Raw genomic sequence first — 25,114 nt, 5'->3', positions numbered from 1 at the left:
GAAAACAGATTAAAGGGCGCTTTTCCTTTGCCCCAGAGCCAAGGGCAAGTACCCAATAATTGCCAGGGCGATGAGGGTCGCCCATACGAGCAAAGCGGTGCTGTACTCGCTCAACCCCAGCACCACCCCCATGCCCCACTGAAGCAGAAACACCCCCATGAACCCCATGAAGTTGATGGCCGTAACGGCCCGCCCGGTGAGTTCGGTGGGGAAGACCAGGCGGGCCTGGGCCAGGCTCAGGATGTTAAAGGCGCCGGTAAAGCCCATCAGCCCGTAGGTCAGGTAAAGGCCCAAAGCAGGCATCTGGGGCCACAGGGCCAGCAGGAGGGGCCCCAGGGTAAACCCAAGGCTGGCCGAGAGCAACACCCGCGGCAGACCCCAGCGGTCGGCCAGGGGGCCGCACAGCAAAAAGCCCAGCAGCGCGGCCAGTGAGAAGGTGAAGAGCACGCTGCCGACCTCGAGGCTCCCCAGCCCCCGCACCTTGAACAAAAAGTCGCCGCCCCACAGGGTCTGCCAGGCCAGAAACCCGCCCCCCACCATAAAGTTGAGCCAGCCCATGCGCCAGAACTGGCTGCTTCGCCAAATCAGGCTGGCGTTGCCGGCCTGGGTGCTCTGGGGCAGCGCCATGCCCTTGGGGGCGTTGCGTACCCCTAGGGCCACCACCAGCGCCACCAGCACAATCACCAGGGCCCCCCACTCGAACACCCCGCGCCAGCCGATCTGCTCCTTGAGCCAGGCCAAAGGCGAGGAGGCCGCAATGGCCCCCGAGGCCCCCAGGGCCACATACAGGCTGCTGATGCTGGCGTAGCGGTGGGCAGGAAACCACAGCGAAAACGCCTTCAATGCGCCCATCAGGGCGGCTGCAAAGCCAATCCCCAGTAGCGCCCGCCCCACCGAAAGGGTCAAAAAGTCCTGGGCCGAGGCAAAAATCAGGGCCCCCATGGCCCCCAACAGCATCAGGGCCGGGTGCACAAAGCGCGGGCCAAAGCGATCCAGGAGCGCGCCTAAGGGCAGTTGCGCGATGGCAAAGGTCAGGTAAAACAAACTGGTCATCAGGCCCAGCTCGGCTGGGGTGAGGCCCAGGTCGCGCCGTAAATCGGGCGAGATGACCGCGTTGGTCGCACGGAAAAAGTAGGAGAGAAAGTAGGCCAACAACAGGATGGCAAAAATCCGAAAAGCCGCCGGCATGTTCTGTATCCTACCCCCATGAACACCAGTGCGGCGTCTGTGTTGTGGCTCGAGCTTCTGGGCGGGCTGCTGGTGGTGCTGGGAGCGCTGCTCGCCTGGCTGGCCTTCACCCTGGCCGGCCAGCCCATTGACCCCGACCTCGAGAAGAACCTGCTGCGCATCCGGCTCGACCTGCCGGGTTTTCTGGATGGGATGGCCCGCCACCTCGCCACCGCCGGGGCCTGGATGGCCGGGGTGGGCGCGCTGCTTTTTTTTGGGGCCACCCACCTGGTGCGGCTCTTCCGGCTGGCGCTGGGCCTGGCGGCCTTGTTTGCGGTGGGGGTGTGGGTCTGGCTAGCGCTTAAGGCTTAGGAGCTCGACCGTTACCCCTTCGGACTGCGTTTTGACCAACCCCACCCCCTGGGCATACCACGAGGTGGTTTTCACCTCGAAGTTCATCGGCATGCTCTGCCCCGCCGACTTCATGCTTCCACGGATGGTCAAGGTGCTTTCGACTTTGTAGGCACTGAAACGCCCTGCCGGCACGCCAAGGCTCTCCTGGCCCACCACCTTGCTAACCACGCTCATGGTTTGTTCGACCTGCAGGGTCATGTTCGGTTGTTTGGCCTCGCCCGCCACCTCGTAGCCGTAGCTCCAGGCGGTTCCAACCCGCATTCCCTGGGGAATTACCACCCCGCTCACTTTGCGGGTTTTGAGGTTCATCTGTATCCCTTGGTTGCCCGGCGGCTGGAGGTACTCGAGCTGGGTGAGGCCTTTGGCATCGCAGGCCCAGCGGATATCGAAACTAAAGTCTTTGAAGGCTATACGCTGGACAAAACCTTTGTCGCTCACCTTGATGATACGGGCCGTGTGGGTCGAGTTATCCGGGCTCGAGCGGTAGCTCCAGACCCAGCCCTCGCGCACCGGGAAAAAGGGATGGTTGCACTGGGCCCAAGCTGAAGAGGCCAGTACCAGTATCGAGGCCCCAAGCAATTGGCGCATACGCAGCTCCTTTTCAGGAGGATATTCTGCCGGGTGTTATATCAGCGTTATTTTGCGACGCTTCGCTTATACCCTCAACACATCCCCGACCGCGGGCTTGAAATGAACCCTCTGTCCTAAACATTCGGACGCCGATGGGCTACCCTGATCACATGGCTATCGTTACGCCGCAAACCCTTCGCCAGGACTTTCCACTGCTCGTGCGCCATCCCGAGCTGGTCTACCTCAACTCGGCGGCCACCAGCCAGAAGCCCGAAGCGGTCATCGAGGCGGTATCCCGCTACTACCGGGAACTTAACGCCAGCGTGCACCGGGGGGCCTACACCCTCTCGGCGCAGGCCAGCGAGGCCTACGAGCAGGCCCGCCGCACCCTGGCCCGCTTTATTGGGGCCGAGGAGCGCGAGATCATCTTTGTGCGCAACACCACCGAGGCCCTCAACCTAGTGGCCTATGCCTGGGGGCTGCGCAACCTGCGGCCCGGCGACGAAATTCTCCTCACGGAGATGGAGCACCACGCCAACCTGGTGCCCTGGCACCTGGTCTGCGAGCGCACGGGGGCCAAGATCAAAGCCATACCCCTTGGGGATGATGGGCGCTTGCAGCTGGAGCACCTCGGCACCCTCCTCACCGAGCGGGTCAGGCTGGTGAGCGTGATGCACGTCTCCAATGTGCTGGGCACCGTTAACCCTGTGGCCCAGATCGCCCAGGCGGCCAGGGCTGTGGGGGCTTTGGTGGTGGTGGATGGGGCCCAGTCGGCCCCCCACATGCCCGTGGATGTCCGGGCTCTGGGAGCCGATTTCTATGCGTTTTCCGGGCATAAGATGCTGGGGCCTACCGGCATCGGGGTGCTCTGGGGGCGCTACGAGGTGCTGGAAACCCTGGCCCCTTTTCTGGGGGGCGGCAGCATGATCCGCGAAGTTTACCTAGATCGCTCCACCTATGCCCAGCCCCCTCAGCGCTTCGAGGCCGGAACCCCGGCGGTGGCCGAGGCCATTGGGCTGGCGGCGGCGGTGGAATACCTCGAGCGCCTGGGTATGGCGAACGTGTGGCAGCACGAGCTCGAGCTCGCCGCCTATGCCCTGAAGCGGCTCGACGAAGAACTCCCCGAAGTGCGCACCTTTGGCCCCCGCGGCCCCGACCGGAGCGGGGTGATTCCCTTTGTACTGGGCGGTATCCACGCCCACGACGTGGCCACCGCCCTCGACCAGTACGGTATCGCGGTGCGGGCCGGGCACCACTGCGCCCAGCCCCTGCACCGCAAGCTGGGGGTGGCGGCCACGGTGCGGGCCAGCTTTTACGTCTACACCACTAAAGAAGACGTGGATCGCTTCATCGAGGCCCTGAAGAGGGTGCGCGACTTTTTCAAAGACTGGCTATAGCACGGGGGACTTACAATAGACCGTATGAGCCTCCTGGAGGAGCTGTACAAAGAGATCATCCTGCGCCACTACAAGTCGCCGCACAACTATGGCTCGCTGGAATCAGCCAACGTGCGGGTCGTGGGGGATAACCCTTCCTGTGGCGATCAGATCGAGCTATTGGTCGAGACCGATGGCGAGCAGATCGCCGATGTGCGCTTTCGCGGGCAGGGCTGCGCCATCTCGCAGGCCTCGGCTTCCTTGATGACCGACCTGGTCAAGGGCAAGACCTGGGCCGAGGCCCTCGAGCTCGAGCGCAAGTTCAAGTCCATGATTCTGGACGGTACGCCGCCCTCACCGGAGCTGGGCGATCTGGCGGCTTTGTCGGGGGTGCACAAGCTGGCGGCCCGGGTCAAGTGCGCCACCCTGGCCTGGAACGCCCTCGAGCAGGCGGCCCAGGAGGCCAGAACCAAGGCTCAGGGGGCCTAGCACAGGAGGGTGCTGAAGTCGTTGAAATCGGCGCGGAAGCCGCCGGGTACGCCCTTGGCGATGACCGAGACCGCGTCGTGGGAGTGCAGGCTCTCGAGGTGCGAGCAGGCCACCTGGAAGTCGTGGATGCGCCGGTCGGCGATGAGCTGCTCGTAGAGCAGCCGGGCGGCGTCCTCCACAAACTTCACGTAGGCCCCGTTCAGCTCGGCAAAGGCCTGTTCGTCCTCGCGCTTGACCATCACCTGGGTCTCGGTTTTGAGGGCCGCGCGGGCGTGATGGATCAGGTCTTCCAGGTGCAGCGAGGTGTCCGGAGCGACCTCCACCTTGATGCGGGCCTTGGAGCGCTGGCTGTGGGGGATGGCGTACACCCCCCGGACATCGCGGGCGTGCTCGGCCAGCTCGGCGGAGCAGGGGCAGGCCGAGGAGTAGACGAAGTCGAGCTCGACAAAGCGCCGCAGGGTGCCGTTTTCTTCCAGTACCGCCTCGTAGCTGCCGCTGTAGTACTGGTAGCCCTCGAGGCCGGAGCGCAGGGCTGAGACCAGCAGGGGGTAGTTGAAGGCCACCTTGACCCGGGCGCTCATGCTCTCGAGGTCGCGGCGGTAGTCGTGCACCACCTGGGCCAGGGTGTCCAGGCTAAAAACCTCGTCTTTGTGGGCATAAAAGGTGCGGATGATGCGGCTCATGTTGATGCCCTTGAGGTTGGCCTGGAGCGAGACCGTCCCGGTGACGCGGGCCTCGAGGGTCAGGGCCTCGCCGGCTGGGGTGGCGAACTTGAGCGGGAGCCGGAAGCCCGAGATGCCCACCTGCTGGATGGCGACGTTGGCCCCCTCCACCGAGTCCACGGTCTCGGTCATGTCGGGGAGGCTGGCTTTGTAGGCCGCGTCGGGCCGGAACTGGTGGTCGTAGTGGCGGGCGATGACGGGTTCCGCGCCGTCGGTGTTGCGGAACAGGTAGGCTTTTTTGCCACCGTTTTTTTCGATTTTGAGGGGGGGTGTATCGAGGATTTGCTTATTGTCGAAGCTAAGCAAGGGCGTCTCCTTCTTCGTCAGCAACCTCGAGCAGTCTGACGAGTGCATATGAGAAGGGAATCTATTGCGTGGTGTCCTGGGCTGCTTCCCTTCACACGAGCCCAAGCACCAATTGCAGTCTAGTCCAACTGCACCTACACAGCATGCCACCTTATACACAAACTGAACGTAACCTGGACGCTAGTTTCGGCAAGATCGTTCTCCGATAACAGAAGAGCTATAAAAACCTGTGCTGCATGTAAGAGTGCTTATCCGTGGGAGTGTCAAAGATTCCATCCCCCCGAAACCTCCATGACCTGTCCGGTAATGTAGCCGTTTTGCTCATCCACAAAGAACAGCACCGCTCGAGCCAGCTCTTCCAGATGTGCCAGCCGGCCCATGGGAATTTCTTTCAGAGGCTTGGAGACGGAGTTCTCGGCCACCCCCGGCGCGACCACATTCACCGTGATGCCCCTGGGGGCCAGGCGCTGGGCCAGGGCCTTGCTGTACAGAATCAGGCCGGTTTTGGCGATGACGTAGGGGGTAATCTCCGGGCGGGCCAGCAGGTTCTGTGCGCCGGCGAAGCCGATGTTCACCACCCGCCCATAGCCGGTCTGGCCCAGGTAGGGGAGGGCGGCCTGGGTCAGGTAAAAAGGCGCATTCAGGTTGGAGTCCAGCATGGCGTGCCATTCCTCGGGGGTGGTTGCTTCGATGGGCTTCTTGAGGTAGTTGCCCACGTTGTTGACCAGTACCTGCAAGCCCCCGAGCTGCCCGGCCACCTCCTCGATGAGCCCCTGGGCTTCCTTGACCCGTGTGACATCGGCCTGCACCCGGATGGCCCGCACCCCGTGCCGAAGGGCCTCCTGGCGGGTTTGCTCGGCCTCGAGGGCGCTGGTGTGATAATGTACCGCCACATCGAACCCCTGCCGCGCCAGTGCCAGCACAATGGCCCGCCCGATGCCCCTGGCCGAGCCGGTCACCAGGGCCACCCGGCTCATATGGCCCCCCTTCCCGTATAGGCCCCCAGCAGAGCACGGGTGATATTGTTCAGGGGATACCGGAGCGCCTCCTCTGGGGTGACCCAGGCCCACTCGAGGATTTCCTGGTTGGGACAGACGGTCTCATCCGGGCTTTCGGCAAAGTAGTTGACGAACAGAAAGTGCATGGGTTTGTAAAACTGGGGGTCGAACACCCCCTCCAGCAGCAGAGCAAAGCGGATGTTGGCGAGCTCGAGGCCCACCTCTTCGCGAAACTCCCTCTGCAAAGCGGCCTCGAGGGGTTCGCCCCACTCAACCTTGCCCCCCGGCACCCCCCACCAGCCCTGCCACTTGCTGGTCTTGACGATCAGCACCCGGCCCGAAGGCCCTTTCACCAAAGCGCCCACGGTGGGAATCGGATATTTTGGCTCCATACCGGGCTTTAGGCTACGCCGCCAGGCCCCTGCTGAAGGTGCTGGAGGTTAACATGACTGGCTCCAGTTGGGGCTAATTCTGCAATACTTTGTACACCGCATAGACCCGCCCATTTCTGGGATAGGCCTCGAGGCCGTACAGCACCTCGTGATTGGGTAAGCGCGCGGTGGTCTTTTGCGGCAGGCCGGTTTCAAAGGTCACCACCAAAGGGTCGTCGCGGCGAAAGCCCGTGCCGCGGCTCACCCAGCCCGTAAGGCGGGGGTGCTTGGCGCTGAAGTAAACCCGCAGGGGCTTGCTGCCGGCCATCAGCACGACGGAAGGAACCGGGCCCCGCTCGGCCAGAGCGATGATCACCACCTCCTCCGAAACCTGGTGCAGCTCGGCCAGCTCGGGTATCAGCCGGGGGGTCTGGCCTTTTTGGGCGATGGCCGCCTCCACCGCCTGGCCGGGCAGCAGCATCTCGGCGGCCCCCAGGTTGCAGAGGGCCTCGAGCTCCTTTTCCAGCTCCTGACCCGCATACGCTTCGTGCAGCTCGGAGAGCAGGTCGTCGTCCTGCTGGATCAGTATGTGCATCACCTCGTGGGCCAGGGTAAAGCGCTGGCGCTTGGGCGGGGAGTCCTGGTCAATCAGGATGTGATTCTGCCCGGGCATCCAGGCCCCAAACCGGCCCTCTGGCAGCCGGCCGTAAGAGAGGCTTGCGCCGATGCCCGCAGCCAAACGCTCAGGGGTTAGGGGGGCGTGGGCTTTGCGATACTGCTCGGCCAGTGCGGTGACCCTCGACCTGAGATCGCTGGACATCTTCTTGCCAGATTACCGGATGGATACAAAAAGCGAAACCCGCTGGGTGTTTTCGTAGACCTCGTAGTCGAAGGTGTAGGCCCTTTGGGGTGCGCCGGGTTGCTGGAAATAGGCCCGGATTTGCTGCCAGGCCTCTTTTACCGACCCCGGTCTGGCGCTGGGCACGCTGAACATCAGGTACTGGCCCCCAGGGACGTTCAGGCCGCTCAGGCCAGGTGGCACGTCGTCCTGCCCCATCACCTGGTAGCCCAGCAGCACCGAGAAAGGCCCCTGCTCGCCGTCGTAGTGGTAATAGACTACAAAAGGCTTGCCCTTGGCCCGGCGCTTGGGGATGAGCAGCTCGAGCGCCCCGCTTTCAATCTTCTGCCACAGCGGGGGAATCCGGGCGGTCTGGGGGTCTTGCTCCAGGGCCAGGCTGGTGCGTACCTCGTACCCCGCCACAAAAAAGCCGGACTCGAGGGTGCGAACGGGGCGTTCCATAGGCTTATTATGACCTATGAGAGGACGGCCATTGGTGGCTGCCTGCTTCTAACGCTCCGCTTCTTTGGCCGACTAAGCGGCGAATCTCCGTGTCAGAGGCCATCCTCACTGACGCACATAGTGCAAGTGTGTGGCATCCGGAGTATCGAGGATCTTGTCAATGCGAAATTTTGGTACAGGCTCACGTAGGTTCTCGAAGAGACGCCGTCCGCCACCGAACAAGACCGGAACCAGGGCGATTTCCAGCTCATCCACAACACCCAGGTTCAGGTACTGCTGGATTACATCTGCTCCACCCGAGATGCGAATATCACGACTGCCTGCGGACGCCCGGGCCAGTTCTAGAGCACGCTCCGGCCCGTCGTTGATGAAGTAAAAGGTCGTCCCGCCGGGGCGCACCCAGGGCTCGCGCTTCTCATGGGTAAGAACGTAAACCGGTGTGTAAAACGGGGCCTCTTCGGGCCAACCGCGCTCGCCCCCATCGAACATCCGCTTGCCCATGATGTGAGCACCGGTGCGCTCAAAGATGTGGCGAACCATCTCATTCACAGGGCCGGTCTCTCCTCCAGGCCCCAACTTGAGTTTATCGCGCAAATACTGCTGCTTAAGCGCCCAGGCCATGAGTGCACCCCATTTTGCACCCCAGTTCTTGTACCCTGGATCGCTGAAATGGGCCAAGTCCATGCCTTCTGGCGCCATATAACCATCCAGGCTAAGGGAGATGTTGACGAAAACTTTGCTCACGATTCTGCACTCCTGGGTTTGATGGGCGGCCTAATGACCTTTGCTAAGACAAGGGCTTACCGGGCGCGCACATATCGGCACACCAGCGCACCGGTTTTTGCTTTGACTGAAGACACCAGCTCGAACGAGGCCATCTTCTCGGTTGTGGGGAAGATGGTCTTGCCCCTGCCAAGGAGAATCGGCGCAACCGTTAGCAGCAACTCGTCGACAAGGTCAGCAGCAAGCAGCGACCGCACCAATGTTGCGCTGCCGTACACGTAGATGTAGCCACCCGGCTGCGCACGGAGCTCGGACACGGCCTCGAGGAGGTCGTCGCCGCGGATGATAGAGGTGGGCTTCCAAGTAATGTCCTTCTCGGTGAGCGTATTGGACACGACGTACTTCTGCACCTGGTTGATCCAGTCCGAGAAGGAATCCCCCGACCGAGTAGGCCAAGCGACGGCCGAGTTCTGATAGGTGCGGCGTCCTTGTAAGAGCGCGTCGCTTTGCCTAGCAAGCTCGTCAAACGTACCTCCCATCACCTCCGGGTCAAAGTACTTTGCCATCCACCCACCATGGGCAAAGCCGCCGTCGGTGTCTTCGCTTGGGGCACCAGGCGCCTGGACGATTCCGTCAAGGCTAATGAATTCTGTAATGAGCGTCTTCATTAATTCACCTGGTGCCGCCCCAACCTTAACTTAGAGGCTGTTCTAGCCTTCCAGCACCCGCTTGAGGTGCAGGAAGATCTCGTACCAGTCGCGTTTGGACTCCGGGCGCTTGCCCCGCAGCTCGATGCGGGCCAGGGTGCGCTGCCACTCGGGGGTGATCTCGGCCCCGAGTTGGGGGTCGGCGATGAGTTCGGCCAGGCCCTTGGGCAGCGAGGCTTCGGTGCGCTCGCCGTAGAAGTCTACTGGGGCCAGCAGGTCGTTGACCGATAGGTTGTAGGAGGTTGCCAGGGTTTGCAGGGTGTCGAGCGAGGGGTTGGTGCGGCCCCGCTCGAGGTCAGACAGGTAGGGCACCGAGAGCCCGCTTTTCTCGGAGAGGTCTTTGAGGCGCCAGCCCTGCTGGGTGCGCAGCTCACGAAGGCGTTCGGCTAGTGTCATGGTTCTGACGGTAGCATAAAAATTTTCTACGGTCAAGACGTAATGTTCTGCTTGGATATTGCGTTATGCAGATAGATTATGCTAATATCATAACAGGAGGCGGACATATGAACGTTAGCGAAATCATCTGGAAGTCCGTAGGGCGTGGTGCAGCACACCCCAGCGAGGTGCTCAATGCCCTTATCGAGCTGGATAACCGCAAAGGCCAGATTGGGCTGTGGGCTCTGGAGAACGAACTGCGCGCCAAAATGCCCCTGCTTCGCCCGGCGGCCCGGCCTCTGGCCCAGGCCTGGCTCGAGGCCACCGTCCTCTACCGCACCACCTTCTACTCCGAGGGCCGCCTATCCAGGCTGTTTCACCGTTTCGTTCAGCCCGAACAACGGCCCCTTCCCTTCGCTAGCTAGCCCCGCGGGGTGACCATGTTTTCTACTTTTTTTGCAGAAATAGAAGCCCGCTACCGGCACGAGCGTCTGCTCGAGGAAACCTTGGGGGTTGGCCCCAGCGTTCACAAAGCAGTACAGGAGGCCCGCATGATGCAACTCGCCCAGCAGACCCAGGCTTCGGTTGTGGAGGATATCCGTCGTGTGTCCGCGTATGTGTTTGTTTCCTGTGCCCAACCCAAGCGTATCGTGCAGGCCCTGGGCCGCCTGCCAGGGGTGATCAAGGCCGATGCCTTGCTGGGGGCCTCCGAGGCCGTGCTGGTGGTGGAGCGGCACAATTTTGAGGCCTTGCAGTCGCTTCTGACAGAAGTACAATCCACCCCAGGTGTTCGTAAGATTTCGGTCAAACTCGCGGCCTGAAGGGTAATTGCGTCCTGTGGGCGCACCAGGAGGTGCTGAATGTTCAAGATCGTGCCCAATCTCTGGTTCGACAAAGAGGCCGAGGAGGCCGCTCGGTTTTATTGCGATGCAATTCCGGGTTCCAGGATAAATAGTTTGGTTGTTTTGCGCGATACGCCTTCGGGTGACTGCGACCTGGTCTCGTTTGAGCTGGCCGGCCAGCCCTTCATGGCCATCAGCGCGGGGCCGTTTTTCAAGCTCAATCCCTCCACCTCGTTTATTCTCAGCTTCAACCCTTCCCAGGGGCGTACCCAGGCCGACCTCGAGGCCCTCTGGAACAAGTTGCTGCCAGGGGGTAGCGTGCTGATGCCATTACAGGCCTATCCCTTTGCGCCCCTCTACGGCTGGATTCAAGACCGCTACGGCCTTTCCTGGCAGCTTATCCTCTCCGACCCCGGTGGCGAGGCGCGTCCTTTTATAACGCCCGCGCTATTGTTTGTGGGCGAGGTATGCGGCAAGGCCGAGGAGGCCCAGGACTTCTATACCTCGGTGTTCCCCAACGCTCGACGGGGAGCGACGATGCGCTATCCGGCGGGCATGGCGCCCGAGCGCGAAGGTACCTTGATGTACAGCGAGTTCATGCTGGCGGGCCAGTGGTTTGCCGCCATGGACAGCGCCTACCCGCACAACTTCGCTTTCAACGAGGCCATCTCGTTCATGATTTACTGCGACACCCAGGCCGAAATTGACCATTACTGGACGAAGCTCTCAGCGGTACCGGAGGCCGAGCAGTGTGGCTGGCTCAAAGACAGGTATGGTCTGAGCTGGCAGGTAGTGCCCCGGGCGTTGGAGCAGATGCTGCAAGACCCCGACCCAGAACGGGTCAACCGGATTAACCAGGCGGTGCTTCAGATGAAAAAGCTTGACCTGGCCGAGTTGCAAAAGGCCTATGCCTGAACGGTTGTGGAAGCAACTTCGAGGTAGATTATGACGATAAAAGTATCGGCGTGTATACCGGTGATACCCAGCCGCGATGTGCAGGCCTCGCTCCTGTTTTATCAGACCCACCTGGGTTTCCAGGACCCTTTTACCTGGGGCGAGAACCCGGTGGAGTACGGCGGGGTGAGCTGGGATGGGCTGCGGCTGCACTTCTACCTCGAGCCCAACCCCCAGATCTGCCGTAGCTATGTTTTTAGGCTCGAGGTAGACGAGGTAGACCTGCTGTATGTGGCCTGCGAGGCCGCCGGCATCGTGCACCCCAATGGCAGGCTGGAAAACAAGCCCTGGGCCACCCGCGAGTTCACCCTCCTCGACCCCTCTGGGGTGGCTATACGGGTTTACCAGGAGCTTAGGGTATAACCCGCTCCCGGGGTGCCTGTAGCAAGGCCTTGCCCAAAGCCTCGCCGGGCTTGCCGTCGCCCCGGTAGGCCTCGGGTTCTTTCTCGATCCAGGCGTAGCCCTGGTGGTGGAACTGCAGGCTGCGGAAGCCCTGGGCAAAGGCCGCCTCGATGAGCTGGCCCAGCGAGCCGGCCTCGAGGCCCTTTTCTTTTAGTGCCTCGAGCAGTTCAGCTGGCAGATCGGGCTCAAAGCCCTGCTGGGCGGAAAGCTGCTGGTAGGCGGGCTCGCGCGCTTCCATGGTGCCGCCCTGGGCGAAATAGCGCTCCAGCACCCTGTACCAATCGCCGCTTTTGGTGATGGGGGCCATGGCGGCGTAGGCCTGCTCGAGGGCCTCCGGGCTGTAGTCGTGGTACTGGTTTTCGTGCACCACCAGCTCCCGCGGCAGGCGGGGGCGGGGGGCTGGGCTTTCCTCCGGTACCCCCACGCACAGACCGGCCACCGGAACCACCCCCTGCGGCAGTCCACACAACGCCTTAATTTCTTTTATGCCGTTCAGCACCCCGCCAATCCACACGATGCCATAGCCCAGGCTCTCGGCCATGGTAGCCAGGGCGCTCCCGGCCAGGACTGCATCGGTGATGGCAAAATGCAAGGCGGTGCGGGGCCAGTGCCCGAACACCCCGCCCCGGTGCTCCACCAGCCTTCGCAGCCGGTACACGTCGGCCAGAATCAGAAAAAACTCGGCGCAGGTCTCGATGTGGGGGTTGTGGCCGGAGTGGCTTGAAACCTTGCGGCGTAGCTCCGGGTCGCTGATGCGCAGCAGGCTGTACATCTGCGCGGTGGCGTCGGTGGGGGCCCGCTGGGCCGCAAAGAGAATCTTTTCCAGGTCGCCTTCGCGCAGGGGTTCGGACTTGAACTTGCGCACGCTGGCGCGGCGCTGATACAGCGTATACAGGTCGCTCATACCAGTAGTAGCCTACCGCGTTTTGGCAAGCCATATGAGAGATCAGGCCTGCTCGAGCGCCTCCTTGCGCACCTCTTCCTCAGGCTGGCCGGCCGGGTACTGCCCGTTGAAGCAGGCCAGGCAGACCGGCCCCCCAATGGCCTGCCGCACCCCGGACTCGCTCAAAAAAGCCAGCGAGTCGGCCCCGATGAGCTGGCGGATCTGCTCCACAGAGTGCGTCGAGGCCACCAGCTCCTTGCGGGCCGCGGTGTCGATGCCGTAGTAGCAGGGGAACTTGATGGGTGGGGAGGAGATGCGCACGTGCACCTCGGCAGCCCCAGCCTCGCGCAGCAGTTGCACGATGCGCCCGGAGGTGGTGCCCCGCACGATGGAGTCGTCCACCAGCACCACCCGCCGGCCCGCGACCACCGGGGTGGCGGCCAGCTTGAGCCGCACCTTCAGGTCGCGCATCTCCTGGGTGGGCTGAATAAAGGTGCGGCCGGCGTAGGGATTTTTGTGCAGGCCGTAGTCAAAGGGAATCCCCGAGGCCCGGCTGTAGCCGATGGCCGCCCCAATCCCGGAGTCGGGCACCGGCACCACCAGGTCGGCCACGGCAGGGGCTTCCTGGGCCAGCACCTCGCCCATGCGGATGCGCGCGGGGTGGGTGGGGATGCCGTCCAGGGTTGCGTCGGCCCGGGCAAAGTAGATCCACTCGAAGGCGCAGGGGGTGGGGTGGGGCTCGAGCACCTGCATAGAGCGAAGCTCCCCCGACTCCACCCAGACCAGCTCGCCGGGCTGCACGTCGCGCACGAAGCTGGCCCCCATCAGGGCCAGGGCCGGGGGCTCCGAGGCAAACACCCAGCCGCCGTTGGACAGCCGCCCGATCACCAGGGGCCGCACCCCGTTGCCGTCCCGCAGCGCCAGCACCGTCTGCCGATCCATTAGCACCACGCTAAAGCCCCCCGTAAGCTCCCGCATGGCCCGGGCGGTGGCCTCCACCAGGTTGAGCCTGGCGTAGCGGGCGATCAGGTTGATCATCACCTCGGTGTCGTTGGTGGTCTGGAAGACCGCCCCGTGCTCGAGGAGCTGCTGGCGGATCTGCAGGGCGTTCACAAAGTTGCCGTTGTGGGCGATGGCCAGAATCCCCTTAGAACTGCGCACGTTGAGGGGCTGGGCGTTGAAGCGCAGGTTGGAACCGGTGGTGGAGTAGCGGGTGTGCCCGATGCCCAGGTTGGCCCCCTGGATGCGCAGGCGCTGCATCCGGGCCTCGTCGAAGACCTGGGTAACCAGGCCCAGGTCTTTCTCGATGACCAGGTCTTTTCCGTTTGAGACGCAGATCCCCGCGGCTTCCTGCCCCCGGTGCTGCAGGGCGAAGAGTCCTAATTGCAATAGGTCGGCCACCGGCAGGGGCTCCGGCGACCACAGCCCCAGAACGCCGCACTCTTCGTGGGGTTTGTCCATCACGGCAACACCTCCCGCAAGGGCGCTTCCCAGGCCCGCTGCAAAGCCGCCACAGGCCACTCCAGGCGCGCTTTGGGGGTCAGGATGGTGAGGGTTGGGCCCCCCACCTGCCCCAGGATGTGGTAGGGCAGGCCGTGGTTCTCCAGCAGTTTGACCGCAGCCTGCAAGTGGGCCTGGTTCACGCTGAACAGGATGCGGCTGGGGGCTTCCCCGAACAGCAGGGCATCGGGCCGGGCCTGGCTGCGCACCTCGAGGGTGGCCCCCAGGCCCAGGGGCAGGCACATCTCGGCCAGGGCCACCGCCAGGCCCCCCTCGGCCACGTCGTGCGCGGTCTTGACCCAGCCCCGCCCGATCAGCTCGCGGATGGCAGCCTGGGCCCTGGCTTCCTGGGCCAGATCCAGGGGCGGCGGGCTCCCAGCCTCCTGGCCGTGCACCACCCAAAGGTACTCCGAGGCCCCCAACTGACCCTCCAGCGCGCCGATGAGCACGATAAAATCGCCCACCTGCTGGAAGCCCTGCTGGGCGCGGTGCTCGAGGTTCTCCAGAAGCCCCACCACCCCCACCATGGGCGTGGGCGGGATGCGGTAGTTGGGCCCTTCGTTGTAGAGCGAGACGTTGCCCGAGACCACCGGCAGCCCCAGGGCCCTCGAGGCCTCCGCCAGGCCCTGGATGGTCTCGGACAGCTCGAAGTAGCCCTCGAGGGTCTCGGGGTTGCCGCAGTTGAGGCCGTCGGTGTAGGCCAGGGGCCGCGCCCCCACCACGCTCACGTTGCGGGCGGCCTCGGCCAGGGCGTGCATGGCCCCCAAGCGGGGCGCGAGCTTGCTGTAGCGGGGGTTGGCATCCACCTTGACGGCCAGGCCCCGCTGGGTGCCTTTGATGCGCAGGATGGCCGCATCGCCTGAGCCCGGCACCAGCACGGTGTTGGTGCCCACCTGGTGGTCGTAGCGCTCGTAGATGGGGGCCCGGCTGCACAGGTTGGGCGAGGCCAGCAGCCGGGGCAGGATTTCTTGCAGGTTGGAAGGAACCGGTATGGCGCTCCAATCCACCGCCCTCAGCCGGGCGATGGCCGGGTCTTCCTGTCCTTCGCGGGTGTAGGTGGGGCAGTCGGCCAGGGCCGCGGTGGGCACCTCGGCCACCACCTGGCCCGCGTGCATCACCCGGAAGACCGGTTCCGCGATGGTGTGGGCCACCGGGACAGCGTCCAGGCCGTAGCGCGCCGCCAGGGCCTCCAGGGCCTGCTCCTGGCCCGGCCGGGGCACCAGCACCATGCGCTCCTGCGACTCCGAGAGCATCAGCTCGATGGGGTTCATGCCCGCCTCGCGCTGGGGTACCCGGTCGAGGTTGAGCTCGAGGCCCAGCCCCGACTTGTGGGCCAGCTCGGAGAGCGAGGAGGTGAGCCCCGCGGCCCCCATGTCCTGCACCCCTTCGACCAGGTCTTGCCGGATGGCCTCGAGGGTCAGCTCCATGGTCAGCTTGCCCATAAAGGGGTCGCCCACCTGCACGCTGGGCCGTTTGGACTCGTTCTCTTCCGATAGCTCCTCCGAGGCAAAAGCCGCCCCGCCAATGCCATCGCGGCCGGTCTTGGAGCCCACGTAATAGACCGGGCGCCCCAGGGAGGCCCGGCTCTTCTTAAGCTCCTCCACCCGCAGCAGCCCCACGCACATGGCGTTCACCAGGGGGTTCTCCTGATAGTCCGAGTGGAAGTAGACCTCGCCCCCCACCGTGGGCACGCCGATGGCGTTGCCGTAGTGGGCGATGCCCTCCACCACCCCCCGCACCAGGTAGCGCGTGCGGGGATGGTCGGGCCGGCCAAAGCGCAGCGAGTTCAGCAGGGCGATGGGCCGGGCCCCCATGGCCACAATGTCGCGGATGATGCCTCCCACCCCGGTGGCCGCGCCCTGCACCGGCTCCACCGCCGAAGGGTGGTTGTGGCTCTCGATTTTGAAGGCCACCGCCCAGCCCTCCCCAATCTCCACCACCCCGGCGTTCTCGCCGGGGCCCTGTAGCACGGCGGGGCCCTCTTTGGGCAGCAGGCGCAGCAGCGGGCGGGAGTTTTTGTAGGAGCAGTGCTCGCTCCACATCACCTTGAACAAGTAGAGCTCGAGCCGGTTGGGCTCGCGCCCCAGCAAGCGCACAATGGTCTGGTACTCACCCAGCGGAATGCCGGTTTCCTGAAGGAGAGGGGGGTGGGTTTCTCGGGTCATAAACTAAAGCACAGTCTGCTGGCCCCCGCGGTGGGGGAGGGGTTATAGGGCCCTTGGCGGATGCCCAAAGACGTTCTCGAGCAGCGGGAAAAGCTCGAGGTGGTTGCCGATGCGGGCGCTGGGCTCGGGCTGCCCGTTGCGGTGGGTGTGGCCGGTGAAGAGCACCGCGTAGGGGTAGCCGGTCTGGAAGGCCCCGGCGATGTCGGTGCGGGGGATATCCCCGATGTGCAGGGCCTCCTGGGGTTTGGCTCCCATCTCGTCCAGGGCTGTCAAGAACGCTTCGGCGTGCGGCTTGACCACCCCGGTTTCGTCGGAGAAGGAGAAGCCGCTAAAGAGGTCGTGCAGCTTGTGGCGCATGAGCTGCTCGCGCAGGATGCGCCCGGTGGAGACGCCGGTATCGGAAACGATGCCCAGGGTGTAGCGCTGGGCCAGTTTGGGCAGGGCCTCGAGCACCCCCGGCAGGGGCACCAGACTGCCCTGCAGGGCTGCGTCCACGATGCGCTGGGTGGTGAGGGCCACCAGGCCTTCGTCGTAGGGCAGGCCCAGGTAGGCGAAGATGCGCGTGACCCGCTCGAAGGGGGTCATGGCCTGACCGGCGTTCCAGGCCGCGTCGAAATCGAGGGCGGCCTGCCGCCAGGCCTCCATCACCGCGGCGGGCTCGGCCGGCACGCCGGCCTCGGAGGCGGCATCCAGCAGGATCTCGTTGCGCAGGTTCTTGACCTGCCCGGCATACTCCGGGCCTTCGATGAAGAGGGTGCCCCAGAAATCGAAGGTGATTGCCTTGATCATGCCCATACCTCCTGGTATTAGGTATTAATTGTTGCCCGGTTTAGGCCACTACCTCGAGGGCCTGCTTGAGGCCCTGGAAGAACGGCAACCCGTCGGCGGAACCCAGCACACTTTCCACCGCCCGCTCGGGGTGGGGCATCAGGCCCAGCACATTGCCCTGCCGGTTCACGATGCCGGCAATGTCGTTCAGGGAGCCGTTGGGGTTGTAGGGCTGGGTGCCCTGGGGGTTGGGCGCGTAGCGGAAGACCACCTGGTGGTTCTGCTCGAGCTGTTCTAAGGTTTCTGCGTCGGTGTAGTAGCGGCCCTCGCCGTGGGCGATGGGAATCCGCAGCACCTGCCCTGGGGTATACGCGCGGGTGAAGGGCAGGTCGGTGCGCTCGACCCGCAAAAACACCTCCTTGCAGGTGAAGTGCAGGTTGGTGTTGGCCAGCAGCGCACCGGGCAGCAGCCCGGCCTCGGTGAGCACCTGAAAGCCGTTGCAGATGCCCACCACCGGGTAGCCGCGCTGGGCTAGCCGCCGCACCTCCTGCATCACCGGCGAGAACTTGGCCAGCGCCCCCGCCCGCAGGTAGTCGCCGTAGGAGAACCCCCCCGGCAGGAGGGCGGCCTGGAAGCCCTCGAGGTTCCGCTCGGTGTGCCAGACCAGCTCAGCCTCGAGCCCCACCAGCCGCAGGGCCCAAAGGGCGTCCTGGTCGCAGTTGGAGCCGGGAAACTGAATCACCGCCACCCTCATGCCAGCTCCTTCACCGCCTCCACCACAAACACTTCCATCACCGGGTTGGATAGCGCCCGGCCGATGTTATGGGCGGCAGCCCTGGCCTCCGCCTCGCTGGGGGCCTCGAGTTCCATCTCCAGCACCCGCCCCACCCGCACGTTCTCAACCGGGTACTGCAAGCCCTGCAAAACCCCTTCCACCGCGCGCCCCTGGGGGTCGAGGATGCCGTCTTTAAGCTCGATTAGGAGGGTAATGTGGTATTTCATAGCCCTTGCACCCGTCGCAGCACTTCCTGATAGGCTTCCTCCACCCCGCCCAGGTCGCGGCGGAAGCGGTCTTTGTCCATTTTTTCGCCGCTTCCCATCTCCCACAGGCGCATGGTGTCGGGCGAAATTTCGTCGGCCAGCACCAGCCGGCCATCCGCCAGGCGGCCAAACTCCAGCTTGAAGTCTACGAGCTCGAGGTTGCGCTGGGCAAAATAGTCTTTTAGCAGGGTGTTGATCTGCAGGGCCAGCGCACGGATACGCTCCAGCTCGGCCTCGCTCAAAAGCCCCAGGGCCAGGGCCGCTTCTGGGTAGATGAGGGGGTCGCCCAGGGCATCGTTTTTGTAGGAGAACTCCAGCAGGGGCTTGGGGAGCACCCGGCCTTCCTCCACCCCATAGCGCCGGGCAAAGGTACCGGCGGTGCGGTTGCGCACGATCACCTCGAGCGGCACAATCTGCACCTGCCGCACCAGCATCTCCCGTTCGGATAGCTGCCGCACAAAGTGCGTGGGGATGCCGTGCTCTTCCAGATAGCCAAACAGGGCCGAAGCAATCTGGTTGTTCACCGCCCCTTTACCGGCAATCTGGGCCCGCTTCTGCCCGTTGAAGGCGGTGGCATCGTCCTTGAAGTAAACCCGCACCATCCCCGCCTCGGAACTGGGATAGATAATTTTGGCTTTACCCTCGTAGAGTTTTTCCATCCGAACCTCTTCCATACTACCCCTCTATAGCCCAAAGCGGGCATAGATGGTATCCACATAGCGCAAAAAGTAGCCGGGGTCGAAGGCCTGGGCCAGCGCCCCGCCCTTGAGGGGACAGGCCGGGTCGGCCTCGAGCAGCGCCCGGAAGTCCTGCCCCGCGGCCCAGCTCCTGAGGGCGTTGCGCTGGACGATTTCGTAGGCCGCAGTGCGATCCAGGCCTGCCTCAATCAGCAGGCCCAGCACCCGCTGGGAGTAGACCAGGCCGCGGGTGCGCTCGAGGTTGCGCTGGATGTTTTCCTCAAACACCACCAGCCCCTCCAGCACCCGCCCCAATCGGCGCAGCATGTAGTGGGCCAGGGTGGTGGTGTCGGGCAGGATCACCCGCTCCACCGAGCTGTGCGAGATGTCGCGCTCGTGCCAGAGGGCCACGTTTTCCAGCTCGGCCTGCAGGTTGCTGCGCAACAGCCGGGCCAGCCCCGAGATGTTCTCCAGGGCCACCGGGTTTTTCTTGTGCGGCATGGAGGAGGAGCCGGTCTGCTTGTAGCTAAAGGGCTCCTGGGTTTCCAGCACCTCGGTGCGCTGCAGGTGGCGCAGCTCCACCGCGACGCGCTCGAGGTTGGCCCCCAGGATGGCCAGCGCGCCCATCAGCTCGGCGTGGCGGTCGCGCGGTACTACCTGGCTCGAGGCCGGCTCAATCTGGAAGCCCAGCTTCCGGGCCACCCAGGCTTCAACGGCGGGCTCCACGTGGGCATAATTCCCCACCGAGCCCGAGATCATCGCCACCCGAATGCCCTCGCGGGCTCTGCCCAGGCGTTCCCTGTCGCGCAGCAAAGCCGCATAGAAGGCCAGAAAACGCAGGCCAAAGCTGGTGGGCTCGGCGTGTACCCCGTGGGTGCGCCCCACCGCCGGCAGGTGCTTGTACCGCACCGCCAGGTGCTTCAGGGCGGTCAGAACCTTATCCAGCTCCTGTTCAATCAGGCCCAGGGCTTCGTCCAGCAGCACGTTCTGGGCGGTGTCCACCACATCGGTGCTGGTCAGGCCCAGGTGCAGCCAGCGGGCTACCTCGGGGCTCGAGCCTTGCGCATCTTCCACCCACTCGGTGAGCGCTCGGGTAAAGGCCACGATGTCGTGCCGGGTCTCGGCCTCGATTTCCTCGACGCGTCGGGCAAAGCTCACATCCAGCGGCTTTTTTTGCAGGGCTTCGCGCAGCTGTTTGGCTGTGCCGATGGGAACCTGCCCCAGGCTTTCCCAGGCTTCCATTACCAGAATTTCCACCTCAGCCCAGGCCTGGTACTTGCGGGCCTCGCTCCACAGCGCCCGCATCTCGGGGGTCTGATAACGCTCAATCATGGCCCCATTACCCCCTTCGCCGCCCGATCAAAGAACGTAGGATTGGTTTTTTCCACGCGGGATCACTTGTTGTTCTTCATTGCCTCGCCGGACAATCTGGTGAACAACGTTATGAGCCTATCACGCCCCGGGGGTGGGGGCAACCACACCCTTACCGAATGTTTTCATCAAGCCGGGTTAGTATTGGGGCCATGATTCGCGCGGTGCTGTTCGACGTGGGCGATACGCTTATTCTAGGACACCCCAAATACTGGCTATGGCCCATCCTGCAGGCCAAGGGCATCGCTCACCAGGCCGACCTAAAGCGCCTGCCCCAGGCCATTCAGGACGCCTACAAGCACTACTCCGACCACCACATGGACGCCACCGACGAGGCCACCGCCCTCTCGTTTTGGCGGGCTTTTCACTGGGAGGTGATGAACGGTATCGGGCTGGGGGCCTACGCCGACGAGGTGGCCGACTACCTGAAAGAACACTGGCAGAGCCCCCACATCTGGCCGCTCACGCCGGGGGCCAAAGAGGTGCTGGGCGAGCTGAAAAGCCTGGGCTTCAAGCTGGGGGTGGTTTCCAACTGGGACTGGACGCTGCCGGGGGTTTTGCAGGCCACGGGCCTGGCCGACTTCTTCGACTACGTGGGGGTCTCGGCGCTGGAGGGGGTGGCCAAGCCCGACCCACGGTTTTTCCAGATCGTGCTGGGCCATCTGGGCGTGGAGCCGCAGCAAGCGATTCACGTGGGCGACTCGGAGGACGATATCGCCGGGGCCAAAGCCGCCGGGGTTCGGCCCATCCTGTTCGACCCGTACCGGCAGAACCCCAATGCCGTGGGCGATCTGGCTAGGGTGATTGAGTACGCTACGGGCCGGGTGAACGGGGGGTAGCGCGGGCCCTTGACGCAGGGCCCCTGAACCTTAGAAACTGGCCCTCATGAGCATTCGCAAGGCCATCTGGGGCGATAACTTTGAAGCTATCGAGCAAAACCTGGGCGAGGTAGACCCCGACCTCTATGCCTACATCCGCGATTTCGCCTACGAAGAGGTGCTGGCCCGCCCCGGCCTGGACTTGAAAACCCGCGAGCTGCTGGCCATCACCAGCCTGATTGCCCTGGGCGCGCCCAAGGAGATTGCCACCCACCTGGAGGGGGCCCTGCGCAACGGCGCGACCGAGCAGGAAGTGCGCGAGACCATCATCCAGTCGGCGCTGTTTGTGGGCTTTCCCAACGCGCTGGCGGCTATGAAAACCTTTCGGGCCTTGCTGCGCAAGGAGGGGCGGGCCTCGAGCCGGGAGCGGGGGTGATGGCCCGTGGCATCCGCCGGGCCGCGCGATTTGACTTTTGCCGGCCACCCGTGCTAACATTCGGTGTCCCCTAAAACCAGCCGGTTTCAGTAGGACATCAGGAGTAGTAGATGAACAAAGGTACTGTTAAGTGGTTCAACGCGGAAAAAGGTTATGGTTTTATCGCCCAGGAAAGCGGCCCCGATGTGTTTGTGCACTTCACCGCCATCCAGGGCCAGGGCTTCAAGAGCCTCAATGAGGGCGATCGCGTTGAGTTCGAGATCGAGCCCGGCAAGAACGGCAAGGGCCCCCAGGCCAAGAATGTGAAGCTGGCCTAAACGTTTCACCCTTCAAAGCTCCCCAAGCCAGGGGAGCTTTTTTGCATAGCGTAAAGTTTTCGGAGTACTGGCGACCGTAAGAGGGCTTCCCGTATACTGCCGCAAACCCTAAGCCCTCGAGGAGTCTCTTTATGACTGAAGAACAGCATCTGCGTGAGTACACCAAAGCCCTTAAAGCCCGGCTGCCGCGCCACTTTTTTGAGCCAGTTCCGGCCCGCCTGGTCTATTTGCCGGTATTTCTGGCCTTGTTTGGCCTATGCGCCTGGGGTATTGTGGCGACGCCCCATGTCTGGCTCAAGCTATTGCTCTCGTTTGGGATTGGGTATGCGTTTGTTGGGCTGGGGTTTCTGGCCCACGAGATTCTGCACGGCGCGGTCACCAAACACCCCATGGTGCGCTCGGTGGCGGGAACCATCGCTTTTATGCCGCTGCTGGTAGGGGCCCGGCTCTGGCGCAAATGGCACAACGTCGAGCACCACGGCCATACCCAGCACCCACACGACGACCCCGATGCCATGGGGGCTCTGGAATCGGCCATTCAGAAACCTTTTGTGAAATGGCTGTTCCGCCAGGTGCCGGCGCTGCGGAGTTTTTTCCTGTTTTTCTCCTTCACCTTCTGGTTTAGTCTGCACGCCCACATGATGCTCCGGCGCTTCCTGCCCGAGTTCAAGCCCCATGAGCGGCCTGTTGTAGTTTTCCAGGCGGTTTTGCCGGTGCTGGTCTGGCTCTTGGTGCTCTTCTGGGCGGGGCCGCTCAACTTCCTGTTTATATATCTCCTTCCCTGGTTGATGGCTAACTTCATCGCCATGAGCTTTATCGCCACCAACCACCTGCTCAACCCCATCACCGAGACCAACGACCCCCTGCTCAACAGCCTCACGGTGCGGAACCCCAGGTGGCTCGAGTGGCTCACCCTGGGCTTTGGCTACCACATCGAGCACCATGTGTTCCCGGCGCTTTCGCCCAAGTACGCCCATGTGGTAGCCCAGAAACTCAAGGAACTCTGGCCCGAGCGCTACAACGAACTGCCCCACTGGAAAGCCCTGTTCTATCTCTGGAAGACCCCCCGCCTCTACCGCGACCACCGGAACCTGGTAGAGCCCACCACCGGGCAGGTGTTTGGCACGCTGGGCTTTGGCCTTGACGACGGTAAGTTTCGACGGTTTCAATCCACCCAGCGCAAGCTGGGTAAAAAGGGGCTCCGTGAATAAGGTCATGGGCGGTGGGTAACAGCCATGCAGTGCCAGACTTTTATCCTACGGCTTGATAATGCCAAAGACCTCGAGCGCCTCAACCGCTTTTTAGCCCAGGTGATGCCCATCCAGGTGTCCAGCAGCCTGATTCCGGGTGATAGACCTTTCTGGAGTGTGCTGGTGTTCTACGAAGGGGTGGCCCTGCAGCCCAAACCCACAGAAGCCGTGCGCATCCCCAGCGACCCGAGGTTCGAGGCCCTGCGCGCCTGGCGTAGCCACAAAGCCAAAGAAGAGGGCGTTCCTCCGTATGTGATTGCGACCAATGCCGAGCTAAAGGCGATTCTCGAGGAGCAGCCCAGAACCCTCGAACAGCTTGCCCAGATAAAGGGCTTTGGTAAAAGCAAAGCAGCCAAATATGGCCGAGAAATTTTGCGACTGCTGGGTAGGGAATAGCTTTGGATGGGTTCTGGCATCCTTGCCTTGACCAAGTGAGGTTTGGCACGTAAGATGCGGGTCAGGATGCTACGGGCGGACGACAATTTATAGCTGGGGGTGCGATTCCAACCCCCGATACCTCGTTGTATCGGGGGTTTTTCGTTGAACCCAAGCCCGCCTGTCCTATAGGAGAACGCATGTCGAGAACCCTTGCCAGTCAGATTGCAGCGCACGTAGGCCAGACCGTTACCCTGCAGGGCTTCCTGCACTGGAAGCGCGACCTGGGCGGGATTCAGTTTGCCCTTTTGCGCGACCGCAGCGGCATTGTACAGGTGGTGGTGGACAAGCGGTTTGAGCTCCCGCTGGCCGAGTCCTCGATGCGGGTGGTGGGTGAGGTGGTAGCCAATGCCAAAGCACCCGGTGGCTACGAGGTGGTGGCCCAGGAGATCGAGTTCTATGCCAAGGCCAGCGAGCCCAGCCCCATCGAGATTCCCAAGGAAGAGTGGCGGGTGAACCCCGAGACCTTGCTGGAGTACCGCTATGTGAGCCTGCGCGGAGAGAAGGCCCGCGCACCCTTGAAAATTCAAGCGGCCTTGGTAAGGGGGTTTCGCAGCTACCTGGATAGCCAGGGCTTTACCGAGATTTTTACCCCCAAGATCGTCTCGGCGGGGGCTGAGGGGGGCAGCAACCTGTTTGGCATTGACTACTTTGAGCACCGGGCTTACCTGGCCCAGTCGCCCCAGCTTTACAAGCAGATTATGGTGGGGGTTTTCGAGCGGGTTTACGAGGTTGCACCGGTGTTTCGGGCCGAGCAGCACGCCACCAGCCGCCACCTCAACGAGTACCTATCGCTGGATGTGGAGATGGGGTTCATCGAGTCGGAGCAGGACGTGATGGACCTCGAGGAGGAACTTATCCGGGCTATGCTGGACGAGGCCCGCCACACCGCCGCACCCGAGTGCGAGCTGCTGGGGGTGGAGTGGCCCAACCTGGCCGAGATGCCCCGCCTCGAGCACCCCGAGGCCCGCCGCATCCTGCGCGAGGAGCTGGGGATGCCGGTAGGGGCCGACTTTAACGAGGAAGCCGAGCGGGCCCTGGGGGCCTGGGCCAAGGAGAAGTGGGGCGTGGACTTCCTGTTCATCAGTAAATACCCAGAGTCCGCCCGGCCCTTCTATGCCTACCCCGAGGGCGATGGCTCCACCCGGGGCTTCGACCTACTGTTCAGGGGCCTCGAGATTACCTCGGGCGGCCAGCGCATCCACCAGTATGAGGTGTTGGTGGAGCAGCTTAAAAAGAAGGGCAACGACCCCGCCCACTTTGCGGGCTACCTCGAGGTCTTCAAGTACGGGATGCCCCCCCACGGCGGCTTTGCCATCGGGGCCGAGCGCCTCACCCAGAAACTGGTGGGTCTGCCCAACGTGCGCTATGCCCGGGCCTTCCCGCGCGACCGCCACCGCCTGACGCCCTAGCTTTACTTTTTCAGCTTGAGCACGCCTTTGGTGATCTCCTGCTCGATGCCGAGCTCGAGGCGCATCTTCTCCAGGCGTTCCAAAAGGCCCTCCGGGGAAACCCCCAGGCGCTTGGCCATCGCCACGATTTTTTGTTCGTTGTACAGGGTGCTGAGCGTAACGGCCATGGCCTCGCGGTACTTGGGCCCCAGCATCACCTCGATGGTCTTGATGCGGAGCTGAATTTCGAACCACTCGAGCTTCTCAACTTCGTTCTGCATAGCTTTCCTTTCTTCTGCTGACCCGGAGGCCAGAACGAGCCCCATCATCCTACCAGCCTCCTGGC

The 25,114-nt window shown here is 63.3% G+C and carries 32 protein-coding genes; 13 read left to right on the top strand and 19 right to left on the bottom strand.

All coding sequences use genetic code 11. From position 1 onward, the window contains the following. Nucleotides 1-9 precede the first annotated feature (9 nt). Nucleotides 10-1,188, bottom strand: coding sequence for an MFS transporter (locus MRUB_RS11675; protein ID WP_013014566.1), 1,179 nt, complete (start codon nucleotides 1,186-1,188; stop codon nucleotides 10-12). A gap of 18 nt (nucleotides 1,189-1,206) precedes the next feature. On the opposite strand from MRUB_RS11675, the gene MRUB_RS11670 reads away from it, so the two are divergent. Next, the gene (locus MRUB_RS11670) at nucleotides 1,207-1,539 is read left to right on the top strand and encodes a hypothetical protein (RefSeq protein ID WP_013014565.1); all 333 of its coding nucleotides are present in this window, start codon (nucleotides 1,207-1,209) and stop codon (nucleotides 1,537-1,539) included. On the opposite strand, the gene MRUB_RS11665 is transcribed toward MRUB_RS11670, so the two are convergent. Next, on the bottom strand, nucleotides 1,522-2,169 hold the full coding sequence (locus tag MRUB_RS11665; RefSeq protein ID WP_013014564.1) for a TapB family protein: 648 nt from the start codon (nucleotides 2,167-2,169) through the stop codon (nucleotides 1,522-1,524). The genes MRUB_RS11670 and MRUB_RS11665 overlap by 18 nt on opposite strands. 134 nt (nucleotides 2,170-2,303) lie before the next feature. Between MRUB_RS11665 and MRUB_RS11660 the strand changes: the two genes are divergently transcribed. Next, nucleotides 2,304-3,548 carry a cysteine desulfurase gene (locus MRUB_RS11660; RefSeq protein WP_013014563.1) on the top strand — a complete coding sequence of 415 codons (1,245 nt, stop codon included), beginning with the start codon at nucleotides 2,304-2,306 and terminating at the stop codon, nucleotides 3,546-3,548. Nucleotides 3,549-3,572: 24 nt separating this feature from the next. Next, the gene (sufU, locus tag MRUB_RS11655; RefSeq protein WP_013014562.1) at nucleotides 3,573-4,016 is read left to right on the top strand and encodes a Fe-S cluster assembly sulfur transfer protein SufU; all 444 of its coding nucleotides are present in this window, start codon (nucleotides 3,573-3,575) and stop codon (nucleotides 4,014-4,016) included. Here sufU and folE2 read toward each other — a convergent pair. From folE2 to MRUB_RS11615, 8 genes are all read right to left on the bottom strand, one after another. Next, a complete protein-coding gene (gene folE2, locus MRUB_RS11650) occupies nucleotides 4,013-5,044 on the bottom strand; it encodes a GTP cyclohydrolase FolE2 (protein WP_015586764.1) in 1,032 nt (343 codons plus the stop codon). The two genes, sufU and folE2, sit on opposite strands and share 4 nt — an antisense overlap. Nucleotides 5,045-5,307: 263 nt before the next feature. Then, a complete protein-coding gene (tmpR, locus tag MRUB_RS11645; RefSeq protein WP_013014560.1) occupies nucleotides 5,308-6,021 on the bottom strand; it encodes a bifunctional dihydropteridine reductase/dihydrofolate reductase TmpR in 714 nt (237 codons plus the stop codon). After that, nucleotides 6,018-6,434: an NUDIX domain-containing protein gene (locus MRUB_RS11640; RefSeq protein WP_013014559.1), complete on the bottom strand. Its 417-nt coding sequence runs from the start codon at nucleotides 6,432-6,434 to the stop codon at nucleotides 6,018-6,020. The genes tmpR and MRUB_RS11640 overlap by 4 nt, the downstream gene beginning before the upstream one ends. Nucleotides 6,435-6,507: 73 nt before the next feature. After that, entirely contained in the window at nucleotides 6,508-7,233 is a 726-nt protein-coding gene (locus MRUB_RS11635; protein ID WP_013014558.1) for an ImmA/IrrE family metallo-endopeptidase, read from the bottom strand. A 12-nt stretch (nucleotides 7,234-7,245) separates the two neighbouring features. Next, nucleotides 7,246-7,713 (bottom strand): GyrI-like domain-containing protein, encoded by a 468-nt coding sequence (locus MRUB_RS11630; RefSeq protein WP_013014557.1) that lies wholly within the window; start codon nucleotides 7,711-7,713, stop codon nucleotides 7,246-7,248. Between the two features lie 105 nt (nucleotides 7,714-7,818). After that, a complete protein-coding gene (locus MRUB_RS11625) occupies nucleotides 7,819-8,457 on the bottom strand; it encodes a dihydrofolate reductase family protein (RefSeq protein ID WP_013014556.1) in 639 nt (212 codons plus the stop codon). Nucleotides 8,458-8,513: 56 nt separating this feature from the next. Beyond that, nucleotides 8,514-9,104, bottom strand: coding sequence for a dihydrofolate reductase family protein (locus tag MRUB_RS11620; protein WP_013014555.1), 591 nt, complete (start codon nucleotides 9,102-9,104; stop codon nucleotides 8,514-8,516). A gap of 42 nt (nucleotides 9,105-9,146) precedes the next feature. Then, nucleotides 9,147-9,539, bottom strand: coding sequence for a helix-turn-helix domain-containing protein (locus MRUB_RS11615; protein WP_013014554.1), 393 nt, complete (start codon nucleotides 9,537-9,539; stop codon nucleotides 9,147-9,149). A gap of 107 nt (nucleotides 9,540-9,646) precedes the next feature. Here MRUB_RS11615 and MRUB_RS11610 point away from each other — a divergent pair, with 107 nt between their 5' ends. Genes MRUB_RS11610 through MRUB_RS11595 form a run of 4 tightly spaced genes read left to right on the top strand, consistent with a single transcriptional unit; the run spans nucleotide 9,647 to nucleotide 11,677 of the window. Continuing rightward, on the top strand, nucleotides 9,647-9,943 hold the full coding sequence (locus tag MRUB_RS11610; RefSeq protein WP_013014553.1) for a hypothetical protein: 297 nt from the start codon (nucleotides 9,647-9,649) through the stop codon (nucleotides 9,941-9,943). A gap of 15 nt (nucleotides 9,944-9,958) precedes the next feature. After that, the gene (locus MRUB_RS11605; RefSeq protein WP_013014552.1) at nucleotides 9,959-10,339 is read left to right on the top strand and encodes an Lrp/AsnC ligand binding domain-containing protein; all 381 of its coding nucleotides are present in this window, start codon (nucleotides 9,959-9,961) and stop codon (nucleotides 10,337-10,339) included. A 39-nt stretch (nucleotides 10,340-10,378) separates the two neighbouring features. Next, a complete protein-coding gene (locus MRUB_RS11600; protein ID WP_013014551.1) occupies nucleotides 10,379-11,275 on the top strand; it encodes a VOC family protein in 897 nt (298 codons plus the stop codon). Between the two features lie 30 nt (nucleotides 11,276-11,305). Beyond that, a complete protein-coding gene (locus MRUB_RS11595; protein ID WP_013014550.1) occupies nucleotides 11,306-11,677 on the top strand; it encodes a VOC family protein in 372 nt (123 codons plus the stop codon). Here MRUB_RS11595 and MRUB_RS11590 read toward each other — a convergent pair. Genes MRUB_RS11590 through purB form a run of 8 tightly spaced genes read right to left on the bottom strand, consistent with a single transcriptional unit; the run spans nucleotide 11,667 to nucleotide 20,082 of the window. Beyond that, the gene (locus tag MRUB_RS11590; protein ID WP_013014549.1) at nucleotides 11,667-12,620 is read right to left on the bottom strand and encodes a nitroreductase family protein; all 954 of its coding nucleotides are present in this window, start codon (nucleotides 12,618-12,620) and stop codon (nucleotides 11,667-11,669) included. The genes MRUB_RS11595 and MRUB_RS11590 overlap by 11 nt on opposite strands. Nucleotides 12,621-12,662: 42 nt before the next feature. After that, nucleotides 12,663-14,060 carry an amidophosphoribosyltransferase gene (purF, locus tag MRUB_RS11585; protein WP_013014548.1) on the bottom strand — a complete coding sequence of 466 codons (1,398 nt, stop codon included), beginning with the start codon at nucleotides 14,058-14,060 and terminating at the stop codon, nucleotides 12,663-12,665. Continuing rightward, on the bottom strand, nucleotides 14,060-16,264 hold the full coding sequence (gene purL, locus MRUB_RS11580; RefSeq protein WP_013014547.1) for a phosphoribosylformylglycinamidine synthase subunit PurL: 2,205 nt from the start codon (nucleotides 16,262-16,264) through the stop codon (nucleotides 14,060-14,062). The genes purF and purL overlap by 1 nt, the downstream gene beginning before the upstream one ends. Nucleotides 16,265-16,306: 42 nt before the next feature. After that, entirely contained in the window at nucleotides 16,307-17,053 is a 747-nt protein-coding gene (locus tag MRUB_RS11575) for an HAD family hydrolase (protein WP_013014546.1), read from the bottom strand. 40 nt (nucleotides 17,054-17,093) lie between these two features. After that, a complete protein-coding gene (gene purQ / locus MRUB_RS11570; protein WP_013014545.1) occupies nucleotides 17,094-17,786 on the bottom strand; it encodes a phosphoribosylformylglycinamidine synthase subunit PurQ in 693 nt (230 codons plus the stop codon). Then, nucleotides 17,783-18,034 carry a phosphoribosylformylglycinamidine synthase subunit PurS gene (gene purS, locus MRUB_RS11565; protein ID WP_013014544.1) on the bottom strand — a complete coding sequence of 84 codons (252 nt, stop codon included), beginning with the start codon at nucleotides 18,032-18,034 and terminating at the stop codon, nucleotides 17,783-17,785. Before purS ends, purQ begins: the two co-directional genes overlap by 4 nt. Continuing rightward, the gene (gene purC / locus MRUB_RS11560) at nucleotides 18,031-18,732 is read right to left on the bottom strand and encodes a phosphoribosylaminoimidazolesuccinocarboxamide synthase (RefSeq protein WP_015586768.1); all 702 of its coding nucleotides are present in this window, start codon (nucleotides 18,730-18,732) and stop codon (nucleotides 18,031-18,033) included. Before purC ends, purS begins: the two co-directional genes overlap by 4 nt. A gap of 24 nt (nucleotides 18,733-18,756) precedes the next feature. Then, on the bottom strand, nucleotides 18,757-20,082 hold the full coding sequence (purB, locus tag MRUB_RS11555) for an adenylosuccinate lyase (RefSeq protein ID WP_013014542.1): 1,326 nt from the start codon (nucleotides 20,080-20,082) through the stop codon (nucleotides 18,757-18,759). 191 nt (nucleotides 20,083-20,273) lie between these two features. On the opposite strand from purB, the gene MRUB_RS11550 reads away from it, so the two are divergent. The 6 genes from MRUB_RS11550 to aspS all read left to right on the top strand — a co-directional run bounded on the left by MRUB_RS11550 (nucleotide 20,274) and on the right by aspS (nucleotide 24,789). Continuing rightward, nucleotides 20,274-20,960, top strand: coding sequence for an HAD family hydrolase (locus MRUB_RS11550; protein WP_013014541.1), 687 nt, complete (start codon nucleotides 20,274-20,276; stop codon nucleotides 20,958-20,960). A gap of 46 nt (nucleotides 20,961-21,006) precedes the next feature. Then, nucleotides 21,007-21,375 (top strand): carboxymuconolactone decarboxylase family protein, encoded by a 369-nt coding sequence (locus tag MRUB_RS11545; protein ID WP_013014540.1) that lies wholly within the window; start codon nucleotides 21,007-21,009, stop codon nucleotides 21,373-21,375. A gap of 110 nt (nucleotides 21,376-21,485) precedes the next feature. Next, nucleotides 21,486-21,692, top strand: a complete 207-nt coding sequence (locus MRUB_RS11540) for a cold-shock protein (protein ID WP_013014539.1) — start codon at nucleotides 21,486-21,488, stop codon at nucleotides 21,690-21,692. Nucleotides 21,693-21,823: 131 nt separating this feature from the next. Further along, entirely contained in the window at nucleotides 21,824-22,903 is a 1,080-nt protein-coding gene (locus tag MRUB_RS11535; RefSeq protein ID WP_013014538.1) for a fatty acid desaturase family protein, read from the top strand. A 24-nt stretch (nucleotides 22,904-22,927) separates the two neighbouring features. Next, nucleotides 22,928-23,338, top strand: a complete 411-nt coding sequence (locus MRUB_RS11530; RefSeq protein ID WP_015586769.1) for an HRDC domain-containing protein — start codon at nucleotides 22,928-22,930, stop codon at nucleotides 23,336-23,338. 179 nt (nucleotides 23,339-23,517) lie between these two features. Then, entirely contained in the window at nucleotides 23,518-24,789 is a 1,272-nt protein-coding gene (gene aspS / locus MRUB_RS11525; RefSeq protein ID WP_013014537.1) for an aspartate--tRNA(Asn) ligase, read from the top strand. Between the two features lie 2 nt (nucleotides 24,790-24,791). On the opposite strand, the gene MRUB_RS11520 is transcribed toward aspS, so the two are convergent. Further along, entirely contained in the window at nucleotides 24,792-25,049 is a 258-nt protein-coding gene (locus tag MRUB_RS11520; RefSeq protein ID WP_015586770.1) for a hypothetical protein, read from the bottom strand. Between the last annotated feature and the right edge of the window lie 65 nt (nucleotides 25,050-25,114).

The sequence above is a fragment of the Meiothermus ruber DSM 1279 genome (assembly GCF_000024425.1).
GTDB classification, from domain to species: domain Bacteria; phylum Deinococcota; class Deinococci; order Deinococcales; family Thermaceae; genus Meiothermus; species Meiothermus ruber.
This window is presented reverse-complemented; position numbering and strand designations above follow the sequence as displayed.

What these genes read in the sequence shown, in the direction of transcription:
- MRUB_RS11675 (WP_013014566.1), bottom strand. Translation starts at nt 1,188, where the DNA reads ATGCCGGCGGCTTTTCGGATTTTTGCCATCCTGTTGTTGGCCTACTTT.
- MRUB_RS11670 (WP_013014565.1), top strand. Translation starts at nt 1,207, where the DNA reads ATGAACACCAGTGCGGCGTCTGTGTTGTGGCTCGAGCTTCTGGGCGGG.
- MRUB_RS11665 (WP_013014564.1), bottom strand. Translation starts at nt 2,169, where the DNA reads ATGCGCCAATTGCTTGGGGCCTCGATACTGGTACTGGCCTCTTCAGCT.
- MRUB_RS11660 (WP_013014563.1), top strand. Translation starts at nt 2,304, where the DNA reads ATGGGCTACCCTGATCACATGGCTATCGTTACGCCGCAAACCCTTCGC.
- sufU (WP_013014562.1), top strand. Translation starts at nt 3,573, where the DNA reads ATGAGCCTCCTGGAGGAGCTGTACAAAGAGATCATCCTGCGCCACTAC.
- tmpR (WP_013014560.1), bottom strand. Translation starts at nt 6,021, where the DNA reads ATGAGCCGGGTGGCCCTGGTGACCGGCTCGGCCAGGGGCATCGGGCGG.
- MRUB_RS11640 (WP_013014559.1), bottom strand. Translation starts at nt 6,434, where the DNA reads ATGGAGCCAAAATATCCGATTCCCACCGTGGGCGCTTTGGTGAAAGGG.
- MRUB_RS11635 (WP_013014558.1), bottom strand. Translation starts at nt 7,233, where the DNA reads ATGTCCAGCGATCTCAGGTCGAGGGTCACCGCACTGGCCGAGCAGTAT.
- MRUB_RS11630 (WP_013014557.1), bottom strand. Translation starts at nt 7,713, where the DNA reads ATGGAACGCCCCGTTCGCACCCTCGAGTCCGGCTTTTTTGTGGCGGGG.
- MRUB_RS11620 (WP_013014555.1), bottom strand. Translation starts at nt 9,104, where the DNA reads ATGAAGACGCTCATTACAGAATTCATTAGCCTTGACGGAATCGTCCAG.
- MRUB_RS11615 (WP_013014554.1), bottom strand. Translation starts at nt 9,539, where the DNA reads ATGACACTAGCCGAACGCCTTCGTGAGCTGCGCACCCAGCAGGGCTGG.
- MRUB_RS11610 (WP_013014553.1), top strand. Translation starts at nt 9,647, where the DNA reads ATGAACGTTAGCGAAATCATCTGGAAGTCCGTAGGGCGTGGTGCAGCA.
- MRUB_RS11605 (WP_013014552.1), top strand. Translation starts at nt 9,959, where the DNA reads ATGTTTTCTACTTTTTTTGCAGAAATAGAAGCCCGCTACCGGCACGAG.
- MRUB_RS11600 (WP_013014551.1), top strand. Translation starts at nt 10,379, where the DNA reads ATGTTCAAGATCGTGCCCAATCTCTGGTTCGACAAAGAGGCCGAGGAG.
- MRUB_RS11595 (WP_013014550.1), top strand. Translation starts at nt 11,306, where the DNA reads ATGACGATAAAAGTATCGGCGTGTATACCGGTGATACCCAGCCGCGAT.
- MRUB_RS11590 (WP_013014549.1), bottom strand. Translation starts at nt 12,620, where the DNA reads ATGAGCGACCTGTATACGCTGTATCAGCGCCGCGCCAGCGTGCGCAAG.
- purF (WP_013014548.1), bottom strand. Translation starts at nt 14,060, where the DNA reads ATGGACAAACCCCACGAAGAGTGCGGCGTTCTGGGGCTGTGGTCGCCG.
- purL (WP_013014547.1), bottom strand. Translation starts at nt 16,264, where the DNA reads ATGACCCGAGAAACCCACCCCCCTCTCCTTCAGGAAACCGGCATTCCG.
- MRUB_RS11575 (WP_013014546.1), bottom strand. Translation starts at nt 17,053, where the DNA reads ATGATCAAGGCAATCACCTTCGATTTCTGGGGCACCCTCTTCATCGAA.
- purQ (WP_013014545.1), bottom strand. Translation starts at nt 17,786, where the DNA reads ATGAGGGTGGCGGTGATTCAGTTTCCCGGCTCCAACTGCGACCAGGAC.
- purS (WP_013014544.1), bottom strand. Translation starts at nt 18,034, where the DNA reads ATGAAATACCACATTACCCTCCTAATCGAGCTTAAAGACGGCATCCTC.
- purC (WP_015586768.1), bottom strand. Translation starts at nt 18,732, where the DNA reads ATGGAAAAACTCTACGAGGGTAAAGCCAAAATTATCTATCCCAGTTCC.
- purB (WP_013014542.1), bottom strand. Translation starts at nt 20,082, where the DNA reads ATGATTGAGCGTTATCAGACCCCCGAGATGCGGGCGCTGTGGAGCGAG.
- MRUB_RS11550 (WP_013014541.1), top strand. Translation starts at nt 20,274, where the DNA reads ATGATTCGCGCGGTGCTGTTCGACGTGGGCGATACGCTTATTCTAGGA.
- MRUB_RS11545 (WP_013014540.1), top strand. Translation starts at nt 21,007, where the DNA reads ATGAGCATTCGCAAGGCCATCTGGGGCGATAACTTTGAAGCTATCGAG.
- MRUB_RS11540 (WP_013014539.1), top strand. Translation starts at nt 21,486, where the DNA reads ATGAACAAAGGTACTGTTAAGTGGTTCAACGCGGAAAAAGGTTATGGT.
- MRUB_RS11535 (WP_013014538.1), top strand. Translation starts at nt 21,824, where the DNA reads ATGACTGAAGAACAGCATCTGCGTGAGTACACCAAAGCCCTTAAAGCC.
- MRUB_RS11530 (WP_015586769.1), top strand. Translation starts at nt 22,928, where the DNA reads ATGCAGTGCCAGACTTTTATCCTACGGCTTGATAATGCCAAAGACCTC.
- aspS (WP_013014537.1), top strand. Translation starts at nt 23,518, where the DNA reads ATGTCGAGAACCCTTGCCAGTCAGATTGCAGCGCACGTAGGCCAGACC.
- MRUB_RS11520 (WP_015586770.1), bottom strand. Translation starts at nt 25,049, where the DNA reads ATGCAGAACGAAGTTGAGAAGCTCGAGTGGTTCGAAATTCAGCTCCGC.